The organism is Serratia sp. 121840015-1, from assembly GCF_053627655.1.
The window spans coordinates 2,367,115-2,391,944 of sequence record NZ_JBSEYF010000001.1; the positions used below are offsets into that span (position 1 = coordinate 2,367,115).

A 24,830-nucleotide genomic window follows, 5' to 3' on the forward strand; every position below is an offset into this window, starting at 1 on the left:
GTCCATTCAAACCATTGAAATAGCGTTAACTTTCAAACATGTTCACGTTTTAAGCCAACCAGCGAGAGTGGCCCGGTGCGCGCGTGCCGGCCGCAACCCCCTGCGGCGCCCATAGCGGGTAACGCAACGCACCGAAAATGCCCTTGCTGTGAGTTTATGTGATTTATCTTATTTTTGCAGGGTTTAGCGTGAATTTTCAGCATTTTTACATAACTGTACGCAGGCCCCCGCTTATCGTTCAAAAAAGCATCGCGACGCGTATTTTTGCATCCACCCACGGCTACACGGCCAAGCATCTGCACCGCTAAACATCTGCGCATCTATACGTCTAAAAAAGATTAATATATTCCATAATGGCATATAGAACCGTTATTTGTTCTTTTTAAAGCGCTTATCCTCAGCGCTATCATCCATATAACGACTTTTATACCGAATAATCCTGGAGATGAGTCATGGCGATCCCCCATTCCGTCATCGAGATGATTGGCAATACCCCGATGCTGGAACTGACCCAGTTCGATACCGGCCCGTGCCGGCTGTTCGTCAAGCTGGAGAATCAAAACCCCGGTGGTTCGATCAAAGACCGCGTGGCGCTGTCAATGATCGAGCAGGCCGAGCGCGACGGCAAGCTGCAGCCGGGCGGCACCATCATCGAAGCCACCGCCGGCAATACCGGCCTGGGACTGGCACTGGTGGCGGCGCTGAAAGGCTATAAGCTGCTGCTGGTGGTGCCGGACAAGATGAGCCGCGAGAAGATCTTCCACCTGCGCGCACTGGGCGTGGAAGTGCTGCTGACCCGCTCGGACGTCGGCAAGGGGCATCCGGCTTACTATCAGGATTACGCCAAACGCCTGGCCGGGGAGATCCCCGGCGCCTTTTATATCGATCAGTTCAACAACCCGGCCAACCCGGCGGCCCATACCACCACCACCGCGCCCGAACTGTGGCAGCAGATGGAGCATGACGTAGACGCTATCGTGGTTGGCGTCGGCTCCGGCGGCACGCTGGGCGGGCTGAGCCGCTATTTCGCCGACGTTTCGCCGCAGACGGAATTCGTGCTGGCCGACCCTGCCGGCTCTATCCTGGCGGACTATCTCGACAACGGCCACATCGGGGAAGCGGGCAGCTGGCTGGTGGAAGGCATCGGCGAAGACTTCGTCCCGCCGCTCAGCGACTTTGACCAGGTCCGCCACGCTTACCGCATCGGCGACGCAGAAGCCTTCACCACCGCGCGCGATCTGCTGCGCAAGGAAGGCGTGCTGGCGGGCTCGTCCACCGGCACCCTGCTGGCCGCCGCACTGCGTTACTGCCGCGCACAGACCGAACCCAAGCGGGTAGTGACCTTTGTCTGCGACAGCGGCAACAAATACCTGTCTAAAATGTATAACGACCACTGGATGCTGGAACAGGGCCTGCTGAGCAAACCGCAGCACGGCGATCTGCGCGATCTGATCGCCTACCGCCACGACGAAGGCGCCGCCGTTTCTGCCGCGCCGGACGACACGCTGGCGATCGTGCACGCCCGCATGCGGCTGTACGACATCTCGCAGCTGCCGGTGCTGGAAGGCGATCGGGTGGTCGGCCTGATCGATGAGTGGGATCTGCTGAACGCCGTCCAGGCCGACGCCGCCCACTTCAGCCTGCCGGCCAGTAGCGCAATGACCAAGCGGGTCCATACGCTGCAAAAAGAAGCCGGCTACGAAGAATTGCAGGCCACTTTCAACCATGGCCACGTCGCGGTGGTGCTCGACGGCGAGCGCTTCCTCGGCCTGATTACCCGCACAGACGTGCTAAACGCCTGGCGCCAAAAATTACGTTAATAAGGACCCATTATGGCCAAGTTTGATACGTTGACCGTTCACGCCGGTTACACCCCGGACGCCACCGGCGCCGTGATGCCGGCAATTTACGCCACCTCCACCTACGCCCAACCGGCGCCGGGCGAGCATACCGGCTACGAATACTCCCGCAGCGCCAACCCGACGCGCACCGCGCTGGAAAGCGCCATCGCCGAACTGGAAGGCGGCAGCCGCGGCTACGCCTTCGCCTCCGGCCTGGCGGCCTGTTCCACGGTGCTGGAGCTGCTCGATAAAGACAGCCACCTGATCGCGGTAGACGACCTGTACGGCGGCACCTATCGCCTGCTGGAAAAGGTGCGCAGCCGCACCGCCGGCCTGCGCGTCACCTACGTGTCACCGGCGGATCTCGCCGGGCTGGAACAGGCGATCGAGCCGGATACCAAAATGATCTGGGTGGAAACCCCGACCAACCCCTTGCTGAAACTGGCGGATCTGAGCGCCATCGCCGCGATCGCCAAAAAGCATCAGCTAATCAGCGTGGCGGACAATACCTTCGCTTCGCCGTATCTGCAGCGTCCGCTGGATCTGGGCTTTGACGTGGTGGTGCACTCCGCCACCAAATACCTCAACGGCCACTCCGACGTGGTGGCCGGCGTCGCGGCGGTGGGGGATAACCCGGCGCTGGCGGAGCAGCTCGGTTTCCTGCAAAACGCGGTCGGCGGCATTCTCGATCCGTTCAGCAGCTTCCTGACGCTGCGTGGCATCCGCACCCTGGCCCTGCGCATGCAGCGCCACAGCGACAGCGCGCTGCGCATCGCCCAGTGGCTGGAGAGCCAGCCGCAGGTGGAAAACGTCTACTATCCCGGCCTGCCGAGCCACCCGCAGCATGAGCTGGCGGCGCGCCAGATGACGCGCTTCGGCGGCATGATCTCGGTGCGGTTGAAAGGCGACGACGCCTATGCGCGCCGGGTCATTCAGCGCTCGCGCCTGTTCACCCTGGCGGAAAGCCTGGGCGGCGTGGAAAGCCTGATCAGCCAGCCGTTCAGCATGACGCACGCCTCCATTCCGCTGGAACAGCGCCTGGCAACCGGCATCACGCCGCAGCTGGTGCGCCTGTCGGTGGGGATTGAGGATGTGGAAGATCTGATCGCCGATCTGCAGCAGGCGCTGGCGGAATAATCGCCCGAATCAATCGCCATCAGCCCGGCCGGCGCGCCGGGCTTTTTTGTGCCTGATGTTCAGACGCCGATGACGTCCCGATAAAAGCGCTGTGCCACATCGGGGTGGGAACGGATGCGGCCTTTCAGGTAGTTATACCCCACGTCGCGCAGCAGCGGATTGAGCGGATCGCTGGCCGGGCCGCGCGCCTGCGCCGCCAGCGACGGCGGCAGTTGATACAACGGCACCACCGCGTCCAATCGCGCGCCGAGGAAGAAGGCGATCGACAGCCTGTCGCGCCCCGCCGGCGGCGTTTCCACCCGGTGCACCGTGGCGCGCAGGTAGCCGTTGGTCGCCAGCTCCAGCAGCTCGCCGATGTTCACCACGAAGGTGTCCTCACGCGGCTGGGCGTCAATCCACCGCCCTTCGCTCACCTCCACCTGCAGCCCTTTTTGCGCGTCCTGCAGCAGGAAGCTGAGAAAGCCGGAGTCCTTGTGCGCGCCGACGCCCTGTGCGCTGGCGGTAGCGTCCCGCCCCGGGTAGCGAATCAGTTTGATGTGTTCGTTGGGCTTCTCGCCGTACAAGCGATCGAAAGCCTGCTCCGGCAGCGACAGCGCCAAAGCGAAAGCGCGCAGCAGCCGCAGCGACATGGCGGTCATCGCCTGTTGCCACTGCAGCAGCAGCGGTTTCAGCGTCGGCAGCGCCGCCGGCCACTGGTTTGGCCCCTGCAGACGCGCCCAGCGCGGGGTGTCGTCAGACAGCGTTAGCGCCGGGCGTTCGGCGCCGATATCGAACTGCTCACGCCAGTCCGGCTGGCCACGCGTCAGCTCCGCCGCCGCCCGGTTGTAACCACGAAAGTGCGGCGAATGCACCATCTGCACCGCCAATTTGTCGGCTTCCGGCAGCGCGAATAATTGTCGCGCGACCTGCTGCAGCCGCGCATTCAGCGCACTGTCCACACCGTGCCCGCGCAGATAGAAAAAACCGACGTCGCGGGCCGCCGCGCGCAAATCGTCAAGAAAGGCGCGCCGCCGGCGCGCATCGCCGTCAAGCTGCGAAAGATCCAGCAGCGGCAGCGTCTTCAGCGTCGTCAGGTGCGTCATCATGCGGTTCCTCTTCTTCCCCGATCGCGATCGGGCTGCCGTACAGGCGAATAATCAACATTGTCTCTCTCCAGCGGGTGGCTGCGTTTGCCTCATAGTTATCACCGCGCTCGCCGGGGCGGCCAATATTGTTGCGTTCTAAGTTATGCAAACGTTCAACAAACTGTCGCAAAACCGTCATCAATGTTTCTTATGCTCTGCGCAATTTCGCCGACGCCGCTGGCTGGCGATGGGCGCTATCCGCTATCCTGTAAACGACCTCATACCCTGCCTGCCGGAGAAATACTGATGGATTTAGCCTTATTCGACCTGGATGAAACCCTGATTGACGATGACAGCGCCAGCCTGTGGATCCGCTGGCTGGTCGGCCAGGGCTTCGCGCCGGCGGAGCTGGAACTGCAAGAGCAGCAGCTGATGCAGCTCTATTATCAGGGCAAGCTGTCGATGGAGGACTATATGCAGGCCACGCTGGCGCCGCTGACCGGCCTGAGCGTGCAAACCGTAGCCGGCTGGGTGCAACGCTACATTCGCCGCGATATCCTGCCGCGCGTCTACCCCGCCGCCCGTGAGCGCCTACAGTGGCACCGCGAGCGCGGCGACTGCATCCTGGTGATCTCCGCCACCGGCGAGCACCTGGTGGCGCCGATCGCCGAACAGCTCGGCGCCGACGATGCGCTGGCGATCGGCGTGGAAATCAGCGACGGCCGCTTCACCGGCAACACCTACGGCACCATGACCTACCAACAGGGCAAGGTGATCCGCCTGCAACACTGGCTGGCGCAGCATCCGCACCTGAAATTCGAACACAGCCACGGCTACAGCGACTCTCTCAACGATAAGGCGATGCTGCAATTCGTCGACAGCGCTACGGTGATCAACCCCGACAGCGAGTTGAGCGCGCTGGCGGCGGAGCACGGCTGGGAAGTATGCCGCTGGGAGCGCTGATCGGCAGGCAAAAAGTGCCCTGTGGTGTGACAAAAAGCGCATTGTGGCGTAGGTATTAAGGGTCTTTAATCCGCTAACGGAGTTATCCCATGCTGACCATTTGGGGTCGTGAGAATTCAAACAACGTCAGGAAGGTGCTGTGGTGCGCCGCCGAACTGGGGCTGAGCTATACCCACATCAACGCCGGCGGCGCGTTCGGCAAGGTGAACGAAGAGAGTTACCGCGCGCTGAACCCGAACGGCCTGGTGCCGCTGCTGCAGGACGATGACTTCGTGCTGTGGGAGTCCAACACCATCGTGCGCTACCTGGCGGCGAAATTCGGCGACGCGACGTTCTATCCGCAAGATCTGCAGGCACGCGCCGCCGCCGAGAAGTGGATGGACTGGACTACCTCGACTATCGTCCCGGCCTTCACCATCGTCTTTTGGGGCCTGATACGCACCGCGCCGGAATTGCGCGACATGGCGAAAATCGAAGCGGCGATCGCCACGCTGGAAAAACACTTCGACGTCATTGAACAGACGCTGGCACGCCAGCCTTACCTCTCCGGCGATGCATTCGGCTTCGGCGATATTCCGCTCGGCAGCTTCGCCTACGCCTGGTTCGAGATGCCGATCGCCCGCCGTTCGCGGCCGAACATGGAGCGCTGGTATCAGCAGCTGCGCGCTCGCCCCGCCTACCAGCGCGGCGTGATGAGCGAACTCACCTGATCGCTGCGGGGCGTTACGACGCCCCGACTTTCAGCAGCTTGCCGTCCCGCTCGTCCGTCAGCAGATACAGGTAGCCATCCGGCCCGCTGCGTACCTCGCGAATGCGCTCGCCGCGATCGCCCAGCAACCGCTCTTCCGCCACCACCTTGTCGCCTTCCAGCGTCAGGCGAATCAGTTCCTTTTGCGCCAGCGCGCCGATGAACAGCGAGTGCCGCCAGGCGGGGAAGCGCTGCCCGTCATAAAACGCCATGCCGCTGAGGCCGGGCGAAACCCGCCAATAGTGCAGCGGCTGTTCGGTGCCGGGCACCCGTTCCCCCCTGGCCTCCGGGATCGGCTGGCCGGAATAATTGATGCCGTAGGTGGCCAGCGGCCAGCCGTAGTTTTTACCCGGCTGCGGGAGGTTGAGCTCATCGCCGCCGCGCGGGCCGTGCTCGTGCTCCCAGATCGCGCCGCTCCACGGGTTCAGCGCCAGCCCTTGCGGATTCCGGTGGCCGTAGGACCAAACTTCCGGCCGTTTGCCGGCCTGGCCGACCCAGGGGTTGTCCGGCGGCACTGCGCCTTCGGCGGTCAGCCGCACCAGCTTGCCCTGCAGCTTGTCGGTCTCCTGCGCCGTCGGCCGCTGGTTGTTTTCGCCCAACGCGATAAACAGGTAGCCCTGCCGGTCGAACGCCAGCTTGCCGCCGAAGTGATTGCCGACCGACAGCTTGGGCAGCTGGCGGAAGATCACCTTGAAGTTTTCCAGCCGCGCGCCGTCTTCGCTCAAACGGCCGTAGCCGACCGCCGTGCCGGCTTTGCCGCCCTCGCCCGGTTCGGCGAAGCTGAGGTACACCCGGCGGCTGGCGGCGAAGTCGGGGGCCGGCAACACCTCCAGCAGGCCGCCCTGCCCCTCGGCGTAAACCTGCGGCACGCCGGCGATCGGCGGCGACAGGCCTTTGCCCTGCTGCCACAGCCGCAGCCGGCCGGGCCGCTCGGTGATAAGCAGGCCTTGTTCCGCCGGCAAAAAGGCCAGCGACCACGGGTGTTCCAGACCGTCCTGCAGTTGGCTGACCGTCGGCACGGCGTGCAGCAGGCCGCTGCACAGCAGCAAACCGGCCAGCAAAGTCAATCGGGGCATGGCATCCTCCTGGGGGTGAAATGACCCGTTTAGTGTAGCCCACTCAGCGGGCGCGGTCGTTTGCATTACATTTCAACAGGTTGCCTTTTGGCCGCAGTGTGCTTAAGTTAACGCATCACCCAGGAGGAATCATGGACATTACCGTTACCGACGCGATTGACGAACACACCCTCGATGCGATCAGGCAAGGCCTGCGCGCTTACAACCTGCCGCATATCGACGCCCGTCACCGCAAGCCGCTCAGCGTCTATGCGCGCGACGAGGCCGGCACGGTGATCGGCGGGCTGACCGCCGAAACCTGGGGCAACTGGCTGAGCGTCGAGTGGCTGTGGGTGGCGGACTCCCAACGCGGCAGCGGCCTCGGCGGCCGGTTGATGCGCGCCGCCGAACGCGAGGCGCAGGCACGTGGCTGCCGCTACGCTCGCCTGGATACCTTCAGCTTCCAGGCGCGGCCGTTCTACGAAAAACTCGGCTATCAGCTGCAAATGACGCTGAAAGAGTATCCGGTGGAACATGAGTGTTATTTTCTCACCAAAACCCTGACTGATTAATGGATGGACGGATGGACAGCAAAAGCATGGTGGTGAACTGTGTGGCGTACAAAGCCGGCCAACGGCTGGGCGAAGTGACCATCGACGATATCAGCGAGGTGGTCAAACAGCCGGACACCTTCGTCTGGCTGGGGCTCCGGCAGCCGGAACCGGCGTTTATGCGCAAGGTGCAGGAGGAATTCGGCCTGCACGATCTGGCGATCGAAGACGCGCTGTGCGCGCACCAGCGGCCGAAGCTGGAGACCTACGGCGATTCGCTGTTCATCGTGGTTAAAACCGCGCAGTGGGGCGAGCACGACGAAATCGAATACGGTGAAACCCACTTCTTCGTCGGCAAAAACTTTCTGGTGACGGTGCGCCACGGCGCCTCGCCCAGCTACGCGCCGATCCGCGCCAAGGCGGAAGAGAACCGCAAGCAGATGTGCCGCGGGCCGGGCTTCGCCCTCTATTCGGTGCTGGACTTCGTGGTGGACAACTACCGCAGCGTGGTGGCGCGCTTCGAGAGTACCATCGAGAATATCGAAGCCAACATGTTCCAGTCGGAGTTCGATCAGGCGGCGATCGAGAACGTCTATACCCTGCGCCGCCATCTGCTGGCGCTGCGCAACGCCGCGCTGCCGATGGATGAAATCTGCAACCAGCTGATCCGCCTGCACGAAGAGGTGATCCCGAAAGAGCTGCGCGCCTACGTGCGCGACGTGCAGGATCACGCGCATCAGGTGGTCAGCAATATCGACGACATGCGTGAAATGCTGACCAACGCCATGCACGTCAATCTGGCGCTGGTGACGGTCAAGCAGAACGAAGTGGTGAAACGGCTGGCGGGCTGGGGGGCGATTTTGGCCATTCCGACGGTGGTCTTCAGCCTGTACGGCATGAACTTCGCCGACATGCCGGAGCTGAAGTTCCCGTGGGCCTACCACGCCACGCTGGGGGTGACCGCCGTCGGCTGCATTTTCCTGTATCAGAAGCTGAAGAAATCGGGCTGGCTGTAAGCGCCAAAACGGCGGCTGTTGCCGCCGGCAAAAAACCTCTGCGGGGCAGCCCGCCCCGCCGCTTCAGTACAGCATCGGCCGCCGATCGCGATGCACGTGATTGTGGCGGCCGATGCGCTTGTCATCGGCCGCGCCGATATCCATCGATGCCAGCACCATGCCTTCGCCCGCCAGGCTCTGCGTCAACGGGTAACCGTCGGCGTCGACGATCGCCGAGCCGCCGATCCACGCAACGCCGCGCTCCGTTTCGCAACGATCGCACACCGCGATGAACAGCCGATTGACGGCGGCGTTGGCCTGCGCCTTCACCATCTCCGCCGGCCGTTCGCCCTGCGGGCGCGGCGCCAGCGGCCAGTTGACCGGCGCGCACAGCAGCTGAGCGCCGGCCAGCGCCGGCAGCCGCACCCACTCCGGGAATTCGAGATCGTAACAGATCATCACCGCCAACCGGCCGAAGCGGGTCTCGATGACCGGCGGCGGCCGATCGCCGGCGGTAAAAATGGTGCTCTCTTCGTGCCACAGGTGCGCTTTGCGATAAATCGCCCTCACCCCCTGCGCATCGATCAATGCCGCACTGTTGGCCACCTCGCCATCGGGCAGGCGCTCGCAGAAACCGGCGACGATCGCCACATCCAACTCGCGCGCCAGGGCTCCCCACAGGCTGAGGCTCGGCCCGTCTTCGGCCTCGGCCAACGCCCGTGCCTCCGCCTTATCGCGCAGCACGTAGCCGCTGTTCACCAGCTCCGGCAGCACGATGACGTTGGCGCCGCGCTGCGCCGCCCGGCGGATCGCCTGGGCGGACAGCGCCCGATTGTGTTCCGCTTCCCCGACCCGCAACGCTAACTGGCAGCATGCGACGCTGATTTTTTCCTTCACTCCCGTTCTCCTTCCAATAAACCCTCGCAGCACAACGCCACCCGCCGTTCGGCTTCAAGATCGAGCTTCCGGCACATCACGACATAAACGCTCCCGGCCACCAGCAGGCCGACCAGAAAAGCGATATCCGCACCGCCCAGTAAAACAGCAAAGGGGCCGGTGTAAAAGCCCAACGTCATGAACGGCACCATCGCCAGCAGGCCGATCGCGTAGGCCGTCAGGCCGGAGCGCCCCCAGCGGCCGTAGATCCCCGCCGGGTTGAAGATTTCACCGATCGCGTAATGCCCGCCGCGCACCACGTAAAAGTCCATCAGATTCACCGCCGTCCAGGGCACCAGGAAATACAGCATCAGCAGCACGAAGGTATTGAAGCTGGCGAGATAGCTCGCCGGGATAGCCAACGCCACCGCAAACACCGTCAGGGCGACGACGCCAATGCCGATCATGCGTAATCTCAACGTCGGCGTCACTTTACGGAACGCGTCAATCGCGCTGAGGCTGGTCAGCATCGCGCCATAACAATTGACCGCCATGATGCCGACCAGCGAGGGCACGGCGATCAGCACGGCCAGCGTGCCAAATCCCGGGTAAACGGCATTACCCACCGCCTGTACGCTGCCGATCGCATCGGGGGCCGGTAGGGCTGAGGCCAGAAATGCGCCCAGCGACATCAGCCAAAGCGCCGATCCGGCCGCCCCCAGATAAGTCCAAAAGATCACGTTGGTAGACGGCGTTTCATGCGGCAAATAGCGTGAATAGTCGGAGACGTACACCGCATAGCTGATTTGATAGCCGGCGGCGGCCGACAGCTGAATCAAAAAGGCCGCCCACGAGAAATGCCCGGCGCCGACGGCGGCATCCATCCGCAGCGACAACACGGCGCCGATCGTCAGCACGCCGAACACCGCCATCATCACATAGGTCAGCCAGCGCTGCACCGCATGCAGCATATCGTGGCCGACGATCGCCAACAGCACGGCCACCGTGATCAGCAACGCATACCAGGGCAGACGGTGCCCCGGCAACACCGTGTTGATCGCATCGGTCGCGAGAATAACGTTGAACACGTTAAAACCGATGTAAACAAACACCACGGCGGCAAAGGGAACGATGGCGCCACGCAGGCCGAATTGGGCCCGCGACTGGATCATCTGCGGCAGCCCCATGCGCGGCCCCTGATTGGCATGACACGCCATGAAGAACGTGCCGAACCCTACGCCGGCGGCAATGGCCAGCATCGAATAAAGCGCGCCCAACCCCAACGCAGGGCCGGTGAAACCGACCACCATCGTCGTCAAAACGAAATTACCGGTAAACCAAAACGGCGCCTGATGCCAAACCTTGCCATGCCGCTCGTGACGGGGCACATAGTCTATCGAGCGCACTTCAATTTTTGGGCGTGACGCCACATTGCGATTGTTCATGTTCCACCTCGTCGCGATCATTAGCCTCGTCTCAACGCTCGGTTTGCGGCTGCAGCTGCGCTGCCGGGCGGCTCAACAGGCTGCCCAACACGAAGGCGACGCCGCCGCCCAGCAGGCCGCCGTAGATCGGGCTGTTGGCGTCGATGCCGTGCCAGATCATCAGCCCCACCACGCACAGGCTGCCGGTCAGCATGCTGGCGATGGCCCCGGCGCTGGTGGCGCGCGGCCAGAAGATCGCCCCCACCAGCGGGATCAGCATGCCGCCCACCAGCAGGTTGTAAGCCAGCGTCAGCGCCGCCAGCACGTCGCGTACCACAAACGCCAGCCCCAGCATGGCCATACCCATGAGAAGCGTGGTGAAGCGCCCGGCGGCCAACCCGCCGGAAGGTTTGCGCCGGATGGCCGGCAATACGTCCTCCAGCGCGATGGTGGAAGAGGCCAGCAGACAAGCGCTGGCGGTGGACATCAGCGCCGCCAGGGCCGCGGCGGCCACCAGCCCGCTGACGCCGACCGGCAACACCGCCTGCGCGATGGCGGCAAAGGCGCCGTCGGTGTTGCTGAGCGACGGCAGCACGATCTTGCCGGCCATGCCGATCAGCGCACCGGTCACGCCGTACAGCACGCAATAGACGCCCGCCCCCAGCCCGGCGAAGCGCGCCACGTTGGCGCTGCGGGCGGTAAACACCCGCTGCCAGATGTCCTGGCCGATCAGAATGCCGAAGAAGTAGATCAGGAAGAACACCAGAATGGTGTCCAACCCGATCGACGACAGTTGGTAGTAACCGGCGGGCAGCAGGCTGGTGAAGGCTTCCCAGCCGCCGGCCTTGACGATACTCATCGGCATCAGCACCAGCATCATGCCGACGGTCATGATGATGAACTGAATGATGTCGGTCAGCGTCAGCGACCACATGCCCCCCAGCGTCGAATACAGCACCACCAGCCCGCCGCCGAGCAGGATAGACGCGCTGAACGACAGGCCGAACATCACCTGCATCACGCTGCCGATGGCGATGATCGAGGTCACCGCCACCATCAGGTCATACGCCAGCATGATCGCGCCGCTGGTGACCCGCGCCGCCGGGTGATAGCGTCGCGACAGCACCTGGCTGACGGTATACAGCTTCAACTTGAGCAGCGGCTTGGCCAGCACCAGGCTCAGCACCACGATGCCCAGCCCGAGCGCACCGCACAGCCAGACGCCGGAGATGCCGTAGGTGTAGCCGAGTTTGACGCTGCCGATGGTCGACGCGCCGCCGAGCACCACCGCCGACAGCGTGCCCAAATACAGCCCCGGCCCCAGATTGCGCCCGGCGACCAGATACGCCTCTTTGGAATTGGCGCGGCGAATGCCCATCCACCCCACCGCGCCTATCACCAGAAAGTAAAACACCACGACCAGCAGATCGAGATTCATGGGTACCTCCACTCCGTTGTTATTGTTATCAGGGGCCCCGACGCAACCGCTCCGCCGGTAGGGTCAGCGCACCGGCCTCAGCGGGCCGGCAGCACGCACAACATTTCAAACAGCAGGTTGGCGGCCAGCAGCGCCGTGTTGCCGGAGCGATCGTAAGGTGGCGACACCTCCACCACGTCGCCGCCCACCAGGTTCAGCCCGTGGCAGCCGCGCACGATCTCCAGCCCCTGCCAGACCGACAGCCCGCCGACTTCCGGCGTGCCGGTGCCCGGTGCGAAGGCCGGATCCAGTCCGTCGATATCGAAGCTGAGGTAAACCGGCGCATCGCCCATCTGTTCGCGGATCTCCGCCATCAGCGGCGTCAGCGACCGGTGCCAGCAGGCCTCGGCCGGCACCACGCGGAAGCCCTGGCGCCGTGACCAGTCGAAGTCGTCCGCCGCATAGCCGCTGCCGCGCAGGCCAATCTGCACCACCTTTTCCGGCGCCAGCAGCCCCTCCTCGAACGCGCGGCGGAAGGTGGTGCCGTGCGCCAGCTGTTCGCCGAACATCTCCTCGTTGGTGTCGGAATGCGCATCGACGTGGATCAGCCCGACCGGGCCATGCCGACGGGCGACGGCGCGCAGCACCGGCAGCGTCAGCGTGTGGTCGCCGCCGAGCGTCAACGGCATGCAGCCGTGCGCCAGGATCTCGTGGTAAGCCGCCTCGATGCGCTGCACGCTGTCCGCCAGGCTGTAAGGGTTGATGGCGACATCCCCCAGATCGGCCACCTGCAGACGTTCGAACGGGGCGGAGCCGGTGCCCATGTTGTAAGGGCGGATCATCACCGACTCCTGGCGGATCTGGCGCGGGCCATAGCGGGTGCCGCTGCGGTTGGAGGTGCCGATATCCAGCGGAATGCCGACAAAGGCGGCATCCAGACCGTGCGCCTGGTCGGCCGCGGGCAGGCGCATCATGGTGGGAATACCGGCAAAGCGCGGCATGTCGTTACCGCTTTGGGGTTGGTTCAGCATGGCGTTTCCTTGTCTTGATCTGCGATGAATTGAAACATTTGAGCAACATTCGCAGACTACCCCGTTGGCCACCCCGGCTACCATTCCCGCTTTTGCATGTAAACATCGAAAAACGCGATGCAACTAACTTATTGAAGTATTGATTTTTATTTCCAATTCATGCCATAAGGAAGGCCATATCTTCAGCGCCGCCCCTATTTCTTCGATGTTAAAAATGGGTTAACCGGCCGACGTTCTGCGGAGGGGGAATGCTCACCAACCTAAGCGATATCGATCTGAAACTGCTGCGGGTGTTCGTCGCGGTGGCAGAAGCCCAGGGCGTCAGCGCCGCGCAGGAAACGCTGCTGATGAACCAATCCACCATCAGCACCCACCTGGCCTCGCTGGAAACCCGGCTGGGTTTTCGCCTGTGCCAACGCGGCCGCTCAGGCTTCCGGCTGACGCCCAAGGGCGAACGCATGCTGATCGCCTGCCGTTCGCTGTTCAACGCCGCCCGCGACTTCACCCGGGTCAGCCAGTCGCTGAACGGCCTGCTGACCGGCGATCTGCAGATCGGTCTGGTGGATAATCTGGTTTCGCTGCCGGGCAACCCGTTCAGCCAGGCCATCAAACACTTCCAGCGCCGACACCAGGACGTGCAATTGCAGTGCCGCATCTGTTCACCGAACGAGATTGAGCAGGGGCTGCTGCACCGGCAGCTCGATCTGGGCATCGGCTACTTCGGCCAACAGTTGGAGGCGTTGCGTTATCAGTCATGGCTGGAGGAGACGCAGGCGATCTACTGCAGCGCGGATCACCCGCTGTTCGCGGTGGAAGAACCGGAGCGCGAGCAGATTGAAAACGCGCGTTGGGTCAAGCGCGGCTACCTGCTGGCGCAGCAGCTGTGCCCGATCGCGCCGCCTCACCTGGCTGCGGTGGCCCACCATATGGAAAGCGTCGCCCATCTGGTACTGAGCGGTTCCTGTCTCGGCTACCTGCCCACCCACTACGCGGCGCGCTGGGTGGAACAGGGGCTGCTGCGGCAGCTGGGCGGCGCGGCGCTCTCTTACCGCGCCACGCTCAGCCTGGTCAGCCGCCCTGTCCAGCCCGACGAGGCGTTGAACGCGCTGCTGGAGGATTTGGCGCGCGCCGCACGCCAATCGCCTCATCGCTGAGAGGCCAGCGCCCGATTCATGGCAAACAGCGTGCCGGTTAAAGACAGGATGAGGAGCCCGATGATGGCCCAGGCAAAAGAGGCCGCTCCGCCCTTGTCGAGCAGCATGCCGCCGATCGCGCCACCGGCGGCCACGGCGGTATTCCAGCCCGTCGTATACATGGACTGCGCCATATCGGCCGCGCGGCCGGAAAGGCGTGACAATGCCGTCTGCGTGAGGGTGGCGAAACCGCCGAAAGCCACGCCCCACAATGCGACCGCGAGATAAACCATCGGGGCTATCCGTCCCCCACTCCCCAGCAGCACGGCGGCGAGGGCAAAGGTGACGATGCTCATTACCGTGAGAGATTGGACTCGTCGATCGACCAGCATCCCGGCGACGCCCAATCCGGCAATCGCGCCCAGCCCGAAGATAAACAGCACGATATCGACCCGCTCGGATAACCCCGACGGCTTGAGGAAAGGCTCCAGGTAGATATACAGAATGTTGTGGGCAACGATGAAGGTGAACACCACGAACAGCACGGCGCGGATCCCGCATTGCAAGAATACGCCGCTCAGAGACGGGCGATGCGCCTTAGCCTGGCCGGGGAAATCCGGCACGATGGCGATGATCCACACCACGAGCATCACCGCCATCAACGTCATCAGGCCAAAGGCGCCTTGCCAGCCGATGGCTCGGCCAAGCAACGTGCCGAGCGGTACGCCAAGCACCAGCGCCAGGGTGGCGCCGGCGCCGGAGATCGCAATAGCGCGGCCGCCAAGATGGGCCGGTGACATGCGCACGGCGTAACCGGCCAGCAAGGACCAAACGATGCCGCCGAAAACGCCGGCGAAGAAACGCGTCGCCAATGAGACGTGGTAATCATGCGACAGCGCCGTGACGAGGTTGACGATGGCAAAGCCGCCGATCGCACTCAAGAGCAAGGGGCGGCGCCGCATGCCCTGCGTCAATGCGGTGAGCGGAATGGCGGCGACCAACGCCCCCACCGCATAGGCGGTGATGAATTGCCCCGCCAGGCTTTCAGACACGCTCAAATCGCCCGCAATCGAAGAAAGCACGCCCGCCGGCATGATCTCGGTCAGCAGCGTGATGAAAGCGGCCATCGCCAACGCCAGCAGGCCCCCCAGCGGCAACCGATCGCTTCTCGCGGCAGGCGCAGGTATCGTCGTTTGATTCATCAATCACTCCCCATTCAAAGATGTTTCCGCCCATTGCGGATGACGTTTGCATCATGCTGCCCACTCGCCGATAAAAGAAAAACAGGCTAAAGTGAATAACACTCATGACGTAAAGGTCATCAATAGAATGGAAGCCTATGGAAAGCTTGGGTTCTCTCGACGTTTTCGTGCGGGTCAGTGAAAGCCGCAGTTTCACGGCGGCCGGGCAACAGCTGGGGATCTCCGCGTCGGCGGTCAGCAAAACCATCGCCCGGCTGGAGGAACGGCTCAGCGTGCGGTTGTTTCACCGCTCCACCCGCACGGTCAACCTGACGCCGGAAGGCGCCTTGTTCCTGGAAAGGTGCCGGCGCATTTTGAGCGAGGTGAAAGACGCGGAAGCCGAACTGTTGCAAACGCGAGGAACGCCCCAGGGTAAGCTGCGCATCAGTCTCCCGTCGCTGGGCACGCTTTTCATGCCAAAACTGGGGGACTTCAAGCGCCGCTATCCTGAGATCGAGCTGGATATTGATTATTCGGATCGGTTGGTTGACGTGATTGAGGAAGGTTTCGATGCCGTTATCCGCAGCGGCACCCCGAGCGATTCACGGCTGGTTGCCCGTCGGTTGGGGACCTGCCGCAAGGTTTTCGTTGGCGCGCCAAGCTATTTCAGCCAAGCGGGTATGCCGAGCAAGCCCGAGGATCTGACAAGCCATGCCCGTTTGCATTATCGCTTTCCCAGCACCGGCAAACTGGATGTCTGGCCGCTGGGGGACAAGACGGAGATGATCCCCGAACGGCCGGCCAGCATGGTGACAAATACCCTCGATCCGCAGGTGTGCTTCGCGGAGCAAGGGCTCGGCATCGCTTATTTGCCGGAGATCGCCGTGCGCAGACAGCTGGAACAGGGCAGCCTGGTGACGGTTCTGGATGAATACGACCGCGAGAACATGGTTTTTCATGTCCTCTGGCCGTCGGGCCGCCACCTGTCAGTCAAAATCAGGCTGTTCGTCGACTTTGTGACGAGCCACCTTTTCCCGCTTTAAACGACGCATGCTGCCTTAACTGACCGGCATGCGCGCCGGATCGGGATACTGGTACTCAAAACCCAGCTCGTTGCAGATGCGGTTGCCGTCCACCAGCCGCTCATCCTGCTCCGCTTCGTCGGCGAACTGCGGCGGCTCCAGGTGCAGCTGCTCGGCCAGCGCCGGATAAAATTCGCGTTTGGCCGGATGACGCGGCGCGCACAGGTTGTACACGTGACCGCCCTTCGGCAGCTTCAGCAACAGCTGGATGGCGGCGATGACGTCGTCCTGGTGCACCAGATTCACCCCCTGCGAACCGCCCTTCACATCGAGCTTGCCCGCCAGGAAGCGACCGGGGTGACGATCGGCGCCCACCAGCCCCGCCAGCCGCAGAATGTCCACCGAGGTGTTCGGCAATTCATGCAGCCAGCGCTCCAGCTCGGCCAGCACCCGGCCCGACGGCGAGACCGGCCGCAGCGGCGACTCTTCGCGCAGCGTGCCGGCGGTTTCGCCGTACACCGAGGTGGAACTGGTAAAGATCACCCGCGGCACGCCGAAGGCCATCGCGCTGTCCACCAGCATACGCACCGCATTGAAATAGTTCTCGCTGCCTTCGACGGTGCGGCGAGCGGGCAGCGTCACCACCAGCGCATCCACGCGCAGCAGCGATTCCAGATCGTCCGGATCGCACACCAGCTCCGGCGTCAGCTCCAGTTGATAGCATTCGATGCCGCTCATGCGCGCGGCCTCGACGCCGTCCGGCGTGGTTTTGCTGCCGACCACATCATACCCGCGCCCCATCAGCGACAGCGCCAACGGCATGCCCAGCCAACCCAAACCAATAATGGCTACCTTTTTCATCCTCTTCCTCTCCTGAAGATCGCAGCGCCCTACCCCTAAGGCTACGCCACTGTGCACGGCGATACAATCTGCCCGGCTTAAGGTTAGGTAAAGCCGTCTGTGGCTAATAACCTAACCTGTTTCAATAAATTAAATTTATGACGTTAAAAAAGGGTTGCGCGGTGGACAGCGGATAGTTTAGCTTAATTGGCATACGGTTTTTACCGGCTTTTGATTAGAGAAAAACACCATGACACGCGTTCAGTTCAACCACCATCATCACCATCACCCTGACTAGTCTTTCAGGCGATGAGTGCTGGAAGACGGTTTGTTAATCTTCCAGTGGCGCGCAGAACGCAAGAGAGAGCCCTCGGAAGATTTCTTCCGAGGGTTTTTTTTTGGCTCCGGACAGACAGAAAAGAATAGTTTTTACAATAAATTCATAAAATTACAGATTAAACAGAGGTTACCATGCTGGACAAGACACGTTTACGGATCGCAATGCAGAAGTCGGGCCGCCTGAGCGATGAATCCCAGGAGCTGCTGGCGCGCTGCGGCATCAAGATCAACCTGCAGCAACAGCGCCTGATCGCCTTCGCGGAAAACATGCCGATCGATATCCTGCGCGTGCGCGACGACGACATTCCGGGCCTGGTGATGGACGGCGTGGTCGATCTGGGCATCATCGGCGAAAACGTGCTGGAAGAAGAGCTGCTCAGCCGCCGCGCTCAGGGCGAAGACCCGCGCTACTTCACCCTGCGCCGCCTCGATTTCGGCGGCTGCCGCCTGTCGCTGGCCACCCCGCTCGACGCCGAATATACCGGCCCGCAAAACCTGCAGGACGCCCGCATCGCCACCTCTTACCCGCACCTGCTGAAGCAATACCTCGACAAGCAGGGCGTGCGCTTTAAATCTTGCCTGCTGAACGGCTCGGTGGAAGTGGCGCCGCGCGCCGGCCTGGCCGACGCCATCTGCGATCTGGTCTCTACCGGCGCCACGCTGGAGGCCAACGGCCTGCGCGAAGTGGAAGTGATCTACCGCTCCAAGGCCTGCCTGATTCAGCGCGACGGCGAAATGCCGGAAGCCAAGCAGCAGCTGATCGACCGCCTGATGACCCGCATTCAGGGCGTGATCCAGGCGCGCGAATCCAAATACATCATGCTGCACGCGCCGAGCGAGAAGCTGGACGAGATCGTCGCGCTGCTGCCGGGCGCCGAGCGCCCGACCATTCTGCCGCTGGCCGGCGCGCAGAACCGCGTGGCGATGCACATGGTGAGCAGCGAAACCCTGTTCTGGGAAACCATGGAAAAACTGAAAGCGCTCGGCGCCAGCTCGATTCTGGTGCTGCCGATTGAAAAGATGATGGAGTAACGCCATGTCGACCTTCAACACGCCGATCGATTGGGCAACGTGCAGCGCCGAACGCCAGGCCGAGCTGCTGATGCGCCCGGCAATCGCCGCTTCCGACAGCATCACCCGCACGGTGAGCGAGATCCTCGACAACGTGAAGGCCAACGGCGATCGGGCGCTGCGCGACTACAGCGCCCGTTTCGACAAGGCGGACGTCGCCGCGCTGCGCGTCAGCGCCGAGCAGATCGCCGCCGCCTGCGCCCGACTGGGCGATGACATCAAACAGGCGATGGCGGTGGCCGTCGCCAACGTGGACACCTTCCACAACGCGCAGCGCCTGCCGCCGGTGGACGTCGAAACGCAGCCGGGCGTGCGCTGCCAGCAGGTGACCCGCCCAATCGACTCGGTGGGCCTGTATATTCCCGGTGGATCGGCGCCGCTGTTCTCCACCGTGCTGATGCTGGCGACGCCGGCGCGCATCGCCGGTTGCCGCCGGGTGGTGCTGTGCTCGCCGCCGCCGATCGCCGATGAGATCCTGTATGCGGCACAGCTGTGCGGCGTGCAGGAAGTGTTTCAGGTCGGAGGCGCACAGGCGATCGCCGCCCTGGCATTCGGCACCGAAAGCGTACCGCGCGTGGCGAAAATCTTCGGGCCGGGCAACGCCTTCGTGACCGAAGCCAAGCGGCAGGTCAGCCAGCGTCTCGACGGCGCCGCCATCGACATGCCGGCCGGGCCTTCGGAGGTGCTGGTGATCGCCGACGCCGGCGCCACCCCGGCGTTTGTCGCTTCCGATCTGCTGTCGCAGGCCGAACACGGCCCGGATTCGCAGGTGATCCTGCTGACGCCGGACGCGGCAATGGCGCAGGCAGTGGCCGAAGCGGTGGAAAACCAGCTGGCCGAGCTGCCGCGCGCCGAGACCGCCCGCCAGGCGCTGGCGAGCAGCCGCCTGATCGTAGCGCGCGATCTGCCTGAGTGCGTGGCCATCAGCAACCGCTACGGCCCGGAGCACCTGATCATTCAGACCCGCAATGCGCGCGAGCTGGTAGACGGCATCACCAGCGCCGGCTCGGTGTTCCTCGGCGACTGGTCGCCGGAGTCCGCCGGCGATTACGCCTCCGGCACCAACCACGTGCTGCCGACCTACGGCTACACCGCCACCTGCTCCAGCCTGGGGCTGGCCGATTTTCAAAAACGCATGACGGTGCAGGAGCTGACGCCGCAGGGCTTCAGCAACCTGGCCGCCACCATCGAGACGCTGGCTGCCGCCGAGCAGCTGATCGCCCACAAGAACGCCGTGACCCTGCGCGTCGCCGCCCTGAAGGAGCAAGCATGAGCATCGAAAAACTGGCGCGCGCCAACGTTCGCGAGCTGACCCCTTATCAATCGGCGCGTCGCCTCGGCGGTAAGGGCGACGTGTGGCTCAATGCCAACGAATACCCGATCGCGCCCGAGTTCCAGCTGACCGCGCAAACCTTCAACCGCTATCCGGAGTGCCAGCCGGCGTTGGTGATCGAACGCTACGCCGCCTACGCCGGGGTGAAGAAAGAGCAGGTGCTGGTCAGCCGCGGCGCCGATGAAGGCATCGAGCTGCTGATCCGCGCCTTCTGCGAGCCGGGTAAAGACGCCATCTTGTTCTGCCCGCCGACCTACGGCATGTACGCCGTCAGCGCCGAAACCTTCGGCGTGGAGCGCCGCACCGTAGCCGCCAAAGAAGACTGGCAGCTGGATCTGCCGGCCATCGCAGACAGCATGGACAACGTGAAGCTGATCTACGTCTGCAGCCCGAACAACCCGACCGGCAACCTGATCGATCCGGACTCTCTGCGCAACCTGCTGGAGCTGGCCAAAGGCAAGGCGATCGTCGCGGTGGACGAAGCCTATATCGAGTTTTGCCCGCAGGCCTCGGTGGCCGGGTGGCTGAGCGACTATCCGCACCTGGCTATCCTGCGCACGCTGTCGAAGGCCTTTGCGCTGGCCGGCCTGCGCTGCGGCTTTACGCTCGCGAACGAAGATCTGATCGCCCTGCTGCTGAAAGTGATCGCGCCTTACCCGCTTTCGACGCCGGTGGCGGATATCGCCGCGCAGGCGCTGAGCGAAGAAGGTATCCGCACCATGCGCCAGCGCGTCACCGACATTGCCGCCACCCGCAGCTGGCTGCAGCAACAGTTGGAAAAATGCGCCTGCGTCGAGCAGGTTTTCGCCAGCGACAGCAATTACCTGCTGGCCCGCTTCACCGCCTCAAGTAATGTGTTTAAAAGCTTGTGGGATCAGGGCATTATCTTACGAGACCAAAACAAACAGCCCGGGTTGTCCGGCTGCCTGCGCATCACCATAGGCACCCGCGACGAATGTCAACGCGTGGTGGACGCCTTGTCCGCCCTGCCCGGTGCCAACCAGACTCGCCAGGAGCCAATGTGAGCCAAAAAATCCTCTTTATCGATCGTGACGGCACGCTGATCGCCGAGCCACCGGAAGATTTCCAGGTTGACCGCCTGGACAAGCTGGCGCTCGAGCCGGACGTGATCCCTTCCCTGCTGGCGCTGCAACAGGCGGGGTATCAGCTGGTGATGATCACCAATCAGGATGGGCTCGGCACCGCCAGTTTCCCGCAGGAAACCTTCGACCCGCCGCACAACCTGATGATGCAGATCCTCAGCTCGCAGGGCATTCAGTTCGCCGATGTGCTGATCTGCCCGCACCTGCCGGCGGACAACTGCGACTGCCGCAAGCCGAAAACCGCGCTGGTGAAGGGTTACCTCGAACCCGGCGTGCTGAATGCCGCCCACAGCTACGTGATCGGCGATCGACCGACCGACGTGCAGCTGGCAGAAAACATGGGCATCCAGGGGCTGCGCTACCAGCGCGGCGTGCTGGGCTGGAAAGAGATCGTGCGCCAGCTGACGCTGCGCGATCGCCATGCGCGGGTTAATCGCGTGACCAAAGAGACGCAGATCGACGTCAACGTGTGGCTGGATCGCGAAGGCGGCAGCAAGATCAAAACCGGCGTCGGCTTCTTCGATCACATGCTGGATCAGATCGCCACCCACGGCGGCTTCCGCATGGAGATCGACGTCAAAGGCGATCTGTATATCGACGATCACCACACGGTGGAAGACACCGGCCTGGCGCTGGGTGAAGCGCTGAACAAGGCGCTCGGCGACAAGCGCGGCATCGCCCGCTTCGGCTTCGTGTTGCCGATGGACGAATGCCTGGCGCGCTGCGCGCTGGATATCTCCGGCCGCCCGCACCTGGAGTACAAGGCCGAGTTCAACTATCAGCGCGTCGGCGATCTCAGCACCGAAATGGTCGAGCACTTCTTCCGTTCGCTCTCTTACACCATGGGCTGCACGCTGCACCTGAAGACCAAGGGCAAAAACGACCACCACCGGGTCGAGAGCCTGTTCAAAGTGTTTGGCCGCACGCTGCGCCAGGCGATCCGCGTCGAGGGCAATACCCTGCCGAGCTCGAAAGGAGTGCTGTGATGAACGTGGTGATTTTGGATACCGGCTGCGCCAACTTGGCCTCCGTCACCTACGCGGTGCGGCGCCTGGGCTATCAGCCGGAGGTGAGCCGCGATCCGGAGATCGTGCTGCGCGCCGACAAGCTGTTCCTGCCGGGCGTCGGCACCGCACAGGCGGCGATGGATCAACTGCGCGAGCGCGATCTGATCGAACTGATCAGGGCCTGCACGCAGCCGGTGCTGGGCATCTGCCTCGGCATGCAGCTGCTGGCGGCCAGCAGCGAAGAGAACGGCGGCGTGACCACGCTCGGCCTCATCGATACGCCGGTCAAGCAGATGACCGACTTCGGCCTGCCGCTGCCGCACATGGGCTGGAACCAGGTGTCCGCGCAGGCGGGCCACCATCTGTTCCGCGGCATCGATGACGGCGCCTACTTCTATTTCGTTCACAGCTATGCGATGCCGATATGCCCCAGCACCATCGCCCAGGCGAACTACGGCGAGCCCTTCACCGCCGCCGTGCAAAAAGACAACTTCTTCGGCGTGCAGTTTCATCCAGAACGATCTGGAGCGGCCGGCGCGCAACTGTTGAAAAACTTTCTGGAGATGTAGGCAGCATGATTATTCCGGCTTTGGATTTGATCGACGGCAACGTGGTGCGTTTGCATCAGGGCGATTACGGCCAACAGCGCGACTACGGCAACGATCCGCTGCTGCGCCTGCAGGACTATCAACAACAGGGCGCCCAGGTGCTGCACCTGGTCGATTTGACCGGCGCCAAGGATCCGGCGGCGCGCCAGATCCCGCTGCTGCGCAAGCTGCTGGCGGGGGTTGACGTGCCGGTGCAGGTCGGCGGCGGCATCCGCAATGAGCAGGACGTCAGCGCCCTGCTGGAGGCCGGCGCCACGCGCGTGGTGATCGGCTCCACCGCGGTGAAACAGCCGCAGTTGGTGCAGAGCTGGTTCGAGCGCTACGGCGCCGACGCGCTGGTGCTGGCGCTGGACGTGCGCATCGACGCGCAGGGCGTGAAACGCGTGGCCATCAGCGGCTGGCAGGAGGATTCCGACGCCACGCTGGAACAGGTGGTGGAGCAGTTCCTGCCCTACGGGCTGAAGCACGTGCTGTGCACCGACATTTCGCGCGACGGTACGCTGGCCGGGTCCAACGTGGCGCTGTATCAGGAGATCGGCCGCCGTTATCCGCAGGTGGCCTTCCAGGCCTCGGGCGGCATCGGCAATCTAGACGACATCGCCCAGCTGCGCGGCAGCGGCGTTGCCGGCGTGATCGTGGGGCGCGCCCTGCTGGAAGGTAAATTTAGCGTTGAGGAGGCGATCGCATGCTGGCAAAACGGATAATCCCGTGCCTGGATGTTAAAGACGGGCAAGTGGTGAAAGGCGTGCAGTTCCGCAACCACGAAATCATCGGCGACATTGTGCCGCTGGCGCAGCGCTATGCGCAAGAAGGTGCGGACGAGCTGGTGTTTTACGATATCACCGCCTCGAGCGACGGCCGGGTGGTGGACAAAAGCTGGGTATCGCGCGTGGCGGAGGTGATTGATATCCCGTTCTGCGTCGCCGGCGGTATTAAAAGCGCCGAGGACGCCAGCCAGATCCTGTCTTTCGGCGCCGACAAGATTTCAATCAACTCGCCGGCGCTGGCCGATCCTGAGCTGATTAGTCGCCTGGCAGAACGCTTCGGCGTGCAGTGCATCGTGGTAGGCATCGACACCTGGTTCGACAGTGAAACCGGCAAGTATCACGTCAACCAATATACCGGCGATGAGAGCCGCACCCGCATCACCCAGTGGGAAACCCTCGACTGGGTACAGGAAGTGCAGCGCCGCGGCGCCGGTGAGATCGTGCTGAACATGATGAACCAGGACGGCGTGCGCAACGGTTACGATCTGCAGCAGCTGCGCCTGGTGCGCGAGGCCTGCAAGGTGCCGCTGATCGCCTCCGGCGGCGCGGGCACCATGGAGCACTTCCTAGAAGCGTTCCGCGATGCGGACGTCGACGGCGCGCTGGCGGCGTCGGTGTTCCACAAACAAATCATCAATATCGGCGAACTGAAAAGGTTCCTGGTTGAACAAGGCGTGGAGATTCGCGTGTGCTGACAGAACAACAGAGAAACCAGCTGGACTGGGAAAAAACCGACGGTCTGATGCCGGCCATCGTGCAGCACGCCGTTTCCGGTGAAGTGCTGATGCTGGGTTACATGACGCAGGAAGCGCTGGCGACCACCGAGCAGAGCGGTAACGTCACCTTCTTCTCACGCACCAAGCAGCGTCTGTGGACCAAGGGTGAAAGCTCCGGCCATTTCCTCAAGGTGGTCAGCATTACGCCGGACTGCGATAACGACACGCTGCTGGTATTGGCCAACCCGATCGGCCCGACCTGCCACCTCGGCAACAGCAGCTGCTTCCACCCGGCCGCCAGCGACTGGACGTTCCTCTATCAGTTGGAGCAGCTGTTGGCGGAGCGCAAGCACGCCAGCCCGGACAGCTCGTACACCGCCAGCCTGTATGCCAGCGGCACCAAGCGCATCGCGCAGAAAGTCGGGGAGGAAGGCGTGGAAACCGCGCTGGCCGCCACGGTCAACGATCGCGAAGAGCTGACCAACGAAGCTTCGGACCTGATCTATCACCTGCTGGTGCTGCTGCAGGACCAGGATCTGGATCTGAGCGCGGTGATCGGCCGGCTGCGCGAGCGGCATCAGAAAAAAGCGTGACGTTAAATTACACGC

The 24,830-nt window shown here is 63.1% G+C and carries 26 protein-coding genes and 1 other annotated feature; of the genes, 17 read left to right on the forward strand and 9 right to left on the reverse strand.

From position 1 onward, the window contains the following. The first annotated feature begins 452 nt into the window (after nucleotides 1-452). Together ACUXAC_RS11530 and ACUXAC_RS11535 are read left to right on the forward strand one after the other, a co-directional pair. Nucleotides 453-1,820 carry a pyridoxal-phosphate dependent enzyme gene (locus tag ACUXAC_RS11530; RefSeq protein ID WP_060440321.1) on the forward strand — a complete coding sequence of 456 codons (1,368 nt, stop codon included), beginning with the start codon at nucleotides 453-455 and terminating at the stop codon, nucleotides 1,818-1,820. A gap of 12 nt (nucleotides 1,821-1,832) precedes the next feature. Next, a complete protein-coding gene (locus ACUXAC_RS11535; RefSeq protein ID WP_025302206.1) occupies nucleotides 1,833-2,978 on the forward strand; it encodes a trans-sulfuration enzyme family protein in 1,146 nt (381 codons plus the stop codon). A gap of 59 nt (nucleotides 2,979-3,037) precedes the next feature. Here ACUXAC_RS11535 and ACUXAC_RS11540 read toward each other — a convergent pair whose 3' ends face one another. Together ACUXAC_RS11540 and ACUXAC_RS11545 are read right to left on the reverse strand one after the other, a co-directional pair. Then, on the reverse strand, nucleotides 3,038-4,060 hold the full coding sequence (locus ACUXAC_RS11540; RefSeq protein WP_225529063.1) for an isopenicillin N synthase family dioxygenase: 1,023 nt from the start codon (nucleotides 4,058-4,060) through the stop codon (nucleotides 3,038-3,040). Further along, nucleotides 4,005-4,241, reverse strand: coding sequence for a hypothetical protein (locus tag ACUXAC_RS11545; protein WP_072271032.1), 237 nt, complete (start codon nucleotides 4,239-4,241; stop codon nucleotides 4,005-4,007). Before ACUXAC_RS11545 ends, ACUXAC_RS11540 begins: the two co-directional genes overlap by 56 nt. A 107-nt stretch (nucleotides 4,242-4,348) precedes the next feature. Between ACUXAC_RS11545 and ACUXAC_RS11550 the strand changes: the two genes are divergently transcribed. Both ACUXAC_RS11550 and ACUXAC_RS11555 read left to right on the forward strand, forming a co-directional pair. After that, nucleotides 4,349-5,005: an HAD family hydrolase gene (locus ACUXAC_RS11550; RefSeq protein WP_004938759.1), complete on the forward strand. Its 657-nt coding sequence runs from the start codon at nucleotides 4,349-4,351 to the stop codon at nucleotides 5,003-5,005. 89 nt (nucleotides 5,006-5,094) lie between these two features. Further along, nucleotides 5,095-5,715: a glutathione S-transferase family protein gene (locus ACUXAC_RS11555; protein WP_049202237.1), complete on the forward strand. Its 621-nt coding sequence runs from the start codon at nucleotides 5,095-5,097 to the stop codon at nucleotides 5,713-5,715. Between the two features lie 13 nt (nucleotides 5,716-5,728). Here the strand turns inward: ACUXAC_RS11555 and ACUXAC_RS11560 are convergent, their stop codons facing one another. Then, complete coding sequence (locus ACUXAC_RS11560; protein WP_342121249.1) at nucleotides 5,729-6,829, reverse strand: PQQ-dependent sugar dehydrogenase; 1,101 nt, start codon at nucleotides 6,827-6,829, stop codon at nucleotides 5,729-5,731. Nucleotides 6,830-6,960: 131 nt separating this feature from the next. On the opposite strand from ACUXAC_RS11560, the gene ACUXAC_RS11565 reads away from it, so the two are divergent. Together ACUXAC_RS11565 and ACUXAC_RS11570 are read left to right on the forward strand one after the other, a co-directional pair. Then, a complete protein-coding gene (locus ACUXAC_RS11565) occupies nucleotides 6,961-7,380 on the forward strand; it encodes a GNAT family N-acetyltransferase (protein ID WP_041034264.1) in 420 nt (139 codons plus the stop codon). An 11-nt stretch (nucleotides 7,381-7,391) separates the two neighbouring features. After that, nucleotides 7,392-8,375 (forward strand): magnesium and cobalt transport protein CorA, encoded by a 984-nt coding sequence (locus ACUXAC_RS11570; protein WP_055312326.1) that lies wholly within the window; start codon nucleotides 7,392-7,394, stop codon nucleotides 8,373-8,375. 63 nt (nucleotides 8,376-8,438) lie between these two features. Here ACUXAC_RS11570 and ACUXAC_RS11575 read toward each other — a convergent pair whose 3' ends face one another. The 4 genes from ACUXAC_RS11575 to speB form a co-directional block, all read right to left on the reverse strand. Further along, the gene (locus tag ACUXAC_RS11575) at nucleotides 8,439-9,251 is read right to left on the reverse strand and encodes a nitrilase-related carbon-nitrogen hydrolase (protein ID WP_060440325.1); all 813 of its coding nucleotides are present in this window, start codon (nucleotides 9,249-9,251) and stop codon (nucleotides 8,439-8,441) included. Next, on the reverse strand, nucleotides 9,248-10,675 hold the full coding sequence (locus ACUXAC_RS11580; protein WP_342121248.1) for a purine-cytosine permease family protein: 1,428 nt from the start codon (nucleotides 10,673-10,675) through the stop codon (nucleotides 9,248-9,250). Before ACUXAC_RS11580 ends, ACUXAC_RS11575 begins: the two co-directional genes overlap by 4 nt. Nucleotides 10,676-10,706: 31 nt before the next feature. Further along, entirely contained in the window at nucleotides 10,707-12,092 is a 1,386-nt protein-coding gene (locus ACUXAC_RS11585; protein WP_087762231.1) for a sodium:solute symporter, read from the reverse strand. A gap of 77 nt (nucleotides 12,093-12,169) precedes the next feature. After that, nucleotides 12,170-13,102, reverse strand: coding sequence for an agmatinase (gene speB, locus ACUXAC_RS11590; protein WP_033637774.1), 933 nt, complete (start codon nucleotides 13,100-13,102; stop codon nucleotides 12,170-12,172). Nucleotides 13,103-13,350: 248 nt separating this feature from the next. Here speB and ACUXAC_RS11595 point away from each other — a divergent pair, with 248 nt between their 5' ends. Continuing rightward, a complete protein-coding gene (locus ACUXAC_RS11595; protein WP_060421547.1) occupies nucleotides 13,351-14,256 on the forward strand; it encodes a LysR family transcriptional regulator in 906 nt (301 codons plus the stop codon). Here the strand turns inward: ACUXAC_RS11595 and ACUXAC_RS11600 are convergent. Beyond that, complete coding sequence (locus tag ACUXAC_RS11600; protein ID WP_100396918.1) at nucleotides 14,247-15,437, reverse strand: MFS transporter; 1,191 nt, start codon at nucleotides 15,435-15,437, stop codon at nucleotides 14,247-14,249. The two genes, ACUXAC_RS11595 and ACUXAC_RS11600, sit on opposite strands and share 10 nt — an antisense overlap. Before the next feature lie 137 nt (nucleotides 15,438-15,574). Between ACUXAC_RS11600 and ACUXAC_RS11605 the strand changes: the two genes are divergently transcribed. After that, entirely contained in the window at nucleotides 15,575-16,459 is an 885-nt protein-coding gene (locus ACUXAC_RS11605; RefSeq protein ID WP_084826523.1) for a LysR family transcriptional regulator, read from the forward strand. Between the two features lie 15 nt (nucleotides 16,460-16,474). Here the strand turns inward: ACUXAC_RS11605 and ACUXAC_RS11610 are convergent, their stop codons facing one another. Further along, a complete protein-coding gene (locus ACUXAC_RS11610; protein ID WP_015377257.1) occupies nucleotides 16,475-17,299 on the reverse strand; it encodes an SDR family oxidoreductase in 825 nt (274 codons plus the stop codon). 229 nt (nucleotides 17,300-17,528) lie between these two features. Here ACUXAC_RS11610 and hisL point away from each other — a divergent pair, with 229 nt between their 5' ends. The 9 genes from hisL (at nucleotide 17,529) to hisIE (ending at nucleotide 24,815) form a co-directional block, all read left to right on the forward strand. Continuing rightward, entirely contained in the window at nucleotides 17,529-17,576 is a 48-nt protein-coding gene (gene hisL / locus ACUXAC_RS11615) for a his operon leader peptide (RefSeq protein ID WP_100396937.1), read from the forward strand. Further along, nucleotides 17,552-17,678: a sequence feature (His leader region), on the forward strand. It overlaps the preceding gene by 25 nt. A 71-nt stretch (nucleotides 17,679-17,749) precedes the next feature. Then, the gene (hisG, locus tag ACUXAC_RS11620; protein WP_049202244.1) at nucleotides 17,750-18,649 is read left to right on the forward strand and encodes an ATP phosphoribosyltransferase; all 900 of its coding nucleotides are present in this window, start codon (nucleotides 17,750-17,752) and stop codon (nucleotides 18,647-18,649) included. A gap of 4 nt (nucleotides 18,650-18,653) precedes the next feature. Continuing rightward, nucleotides 18,654-19,961, forward strand: coding sequence for a histidinol dehydrogenase (hisD, locus tag ACUXAC_RS11625; RefSeq protein ID WP_100396917.1), 1,308 nt, complete (start codon nucleotides 18,654-18,656; stop codon nucleotides 19,959-19,961). Next, nucleotides 19,958-21,046: a histidinol-phosphate transaminase gene (hisC, locus tag ACUXAC_RS11630; protein ID WP_033646737.1), complete on the forward strand. Its 1,089-nt coding sequence runs from the start codon at nucleotides 19,958-19,960 to the stop codon at nucleotides 21,044-21,046. Before hisD ends, hisC begins: the two co-directional genes overlap by 4 nt. Next, a complete protein-coding gene (gene hisB / locus ACUXAC_RS11635) occupies nucleotides 21,043-22,110 on the forward strand; it encodes a bifunctional histidinol-phosphatase/imidazoleglycerol-phosphate dehydratase HisB (RefSeq protein ID WP_033637767.1) in 1,068 nt (355 codons plus the stop codon). Before hisC ends, hisB begins: the two co-directional genes overlap by 4 nt. Next, nucleotides 22,110-22,700, forward strand: a complete 591-nt coding sequence (hisH, locus tag ACUXAC_RS11640; RefSeq protein ID WP_004938803.1) for an imidazole glycerol phosphate synthase subunit HisH — start codon at nucleotides 22,110-22,112, stop codon at nucleotides 22,698-22,700. The genes hisB and hisH overlap by 1 nt, the downstream gene beginning before the upstream one ends. Nucleotides 22,701-22,705: 5 nt before the next feature. After that, nucleotides 22,706-23,443 (forward strand): 1-(5-phosphoribosyl)-5-[(5-phosphoribosylamino)methylideneamino]imidazole-4-carboxamide isomerase, encoded by a 738-nt coding sequence (gene hisA, locus ACUXAC_RS11645; RefSeq protein WP_060421534.1) that lies wholly within the window; start codon nucleotides 22,706-22,708, stop codon nucleotides 23,441-23,443. Beyond that, the gene (gene hisF, locus ACUXAC_RS11650; protein ID WP_041034248.1) at nucleotides 23,425-24,201 is read left to right on the forward strand and encodes an imidazole glycerol phosphate synthase subunit HisF; all 777 of its coding nucleotides are present in this window, start codon (nucleotides 23,425-23,427) and stop codon (nucleotides 24,199-24,201) included. The genes hisA and hisF overlap by 19 nt, the downstream gene beginning before the upstream one ends. Then, on the forward strand, nucleotides 24,195-24,815 hold the full coding sequence (gene hisIE / locus ACUXAC_RS11655) for a bifunctional phosphoribosyl-AMP cyclohydrolase/phosphoribosyl-ATP diphosphatase HisIE (RefSeq protein ID WP_060440333.1): 621 nt from the start codon (nucleotides 24,195-24,197) through the stop codon (nucleotides 24,813-24,815). Before hisF ends, hisIE begins: the two co-directional genes overlap by 7 nt. The last annotated feature ends 15 nt before the right edge of the window (nucleotides 24,816-24,830 follow it).

What these genes read in the sequence shown, in the direction of transcription:
- ACUXAC_RS11560 (WP_342121249.1), bottom strand. Translation starts at nt 6,829, where the DNA reads ATGCCCCGATTGACTTTGCTGGCCGGTTTGCTGCTGTGCAGCGGCCTG.
- ACUXAC_RS11530 (WP_060440321.1), top strand. Translation starts at nt 453, where the DNA reads ATGGCGATCCCCCATTCCGTCATCGAGATGATTGGCAATACCCCGATG.
- hisD (WP_100396917.1), top strand. Translation starts at nt 18,654, where the DNA reads ATGTCGACCTTCAACACGCCGATCGATTGGGCAACGTGCAGCGCCGAA.
- hisA (WP_060421534.1), top strand. Translation starts at nt 22,706, where the DNA reads ATGATTATTCCGGCTTTGGATTTGATCGACGGCAACGTGGTGCGTTTG.
- ACUXAC_RS11585 (WP_087762231.1), bottom strand. Translation starts at nt 12,092, where the DNA reads ATGAATCTCGATCTGCTGGTCGTGGTGTTTTACTTTCTGGTGATAGGC.
- ACUXAC_RS11580 (WP_342121248.1), bottom strand. Translation starts at nt 10,675, where the DNA reads ATGAACAATCGCAATGTGGCGTCACGCCCAAAAATTGAAGTGCGCTCG.
- hisF (WP_041034248.1), top strand. Translation starts at nt 23,425, where the DNA reads ATGCTGGCAAAACGGATAATCCCGTGCCTGGATGTTAAAGACGGGCAA.
- ACUXAC_RS11535 (WP_025302206.1), top strand. Translation starts at nt 1,833, where the DNA reads ATGGCCAAGTTTGATACGTTGACCGTTCACGCCGGTTACACCCCGGAC.
- ACUXAC_RS11600 (WP_100396918.1), bottom strand. Translation starts at nt 15,437, where the DNA reads ATGAATCAAACGACGATACCTGCGCCTGCCGCGAGAAGCGATCGGTTG.
- ACUXAC_RS11570 (WP_055312326.1), top strand. Translation starts at nt 7,392, where the DNA reads ATGGACAGCAAAAGCATGGTGGTGAACTGTGTGGCGTACAAAGCCGGC.
- hisC (WP_033646737.1), top strand. Translation starts at nt 19,958, where the DNA reads ATGAGCATCGAAAAACTGGCGCGCGCCAACGTTCGCGAGCTGACCCCT.
- ACUXAC_RS11540 (WP_225529063.1), bottom strand. Translation starts at nt 4,060, where the DNA reads ATGACGCACCTGACGACGCTGAAGACGCTGCCGCTGCTGGATCTTTCG.
- ACUXAC_RS11555 (WP_049202237.1), top strand. Translation starts at nt 5,095, where the DNA reads ATGCTGACCATTTGGGGTCGTGAGAATTCAAACAACGTCAGGAAGGTG.
- ACUXAC_RS11605 (WP_084826523.1), top strand. Translation starts at nt 15,575, where the DNA reads ATGGAAAGCTTGGGTTCTCTCGACGTTTTCGTGCGGGTCAGTGAAAGC.
- speB (WP_033637774.1), bottom strand. Translation starts at nt 13,102, where the DNA reads ATGCTGAACCAACCCCAAAGCGGTAACGACATGCCGCGCTTTGCCGGT.
- ACUXAC_RS11550 (WP_004938759.1), top strand. Translation starts at nt 4,349, where the DNA reads ATGGATTTAGCCTTATTCGACCTGGATGAAACCCTGATTGACGATGAC.
- ACUXAC_RS11545 (WP_072271032.1), bottom strand. Translation starts at nt 4,241, where the DNA reads ATGACGGTTTTGCGACAGTTTGTTGAACGTTTGCATAACTTAGAACGC.
- hisG (WP_049202244.1), top strand. Translation starts at nt 17,750, where the DNA reads ATGCTGGACAAGACACGTTTACGGATCGCAATGCAGAAGTCGGGCCGC.
- ACUXAC_RS11565 (WP_041034264.1), top strand. Translation starts at nt 6,961, where the DNA reads ATGGACATTACCGTTACCGACGCGATTGACGAACACACCCTCGATGCG.
- hisH (WP_004938803.1), top strand. Translation starts at nt 22,110, where the DNA reads ATGAACGTGGTGATTTTGGATACCGGCTGCGCCAACTTGGCCTCCGTC.
- ACUXAC_RS11610 (WP_015377257.1), bottom strand. Translation starts at nt 17,299, where the DNA reads ATGAAAAAGGTAGCCATTATTGGTTTGGGTTGGCTGGGCATGCCGTTG.
- ACUXAC_RS11595 (WP_060421547.1), top strand. Translation starts at nt 13,351, where the DNA reads ATGCTCACCAACCTAAGCGATATCGATCTGAAACTGCTGCGGGTGTTC.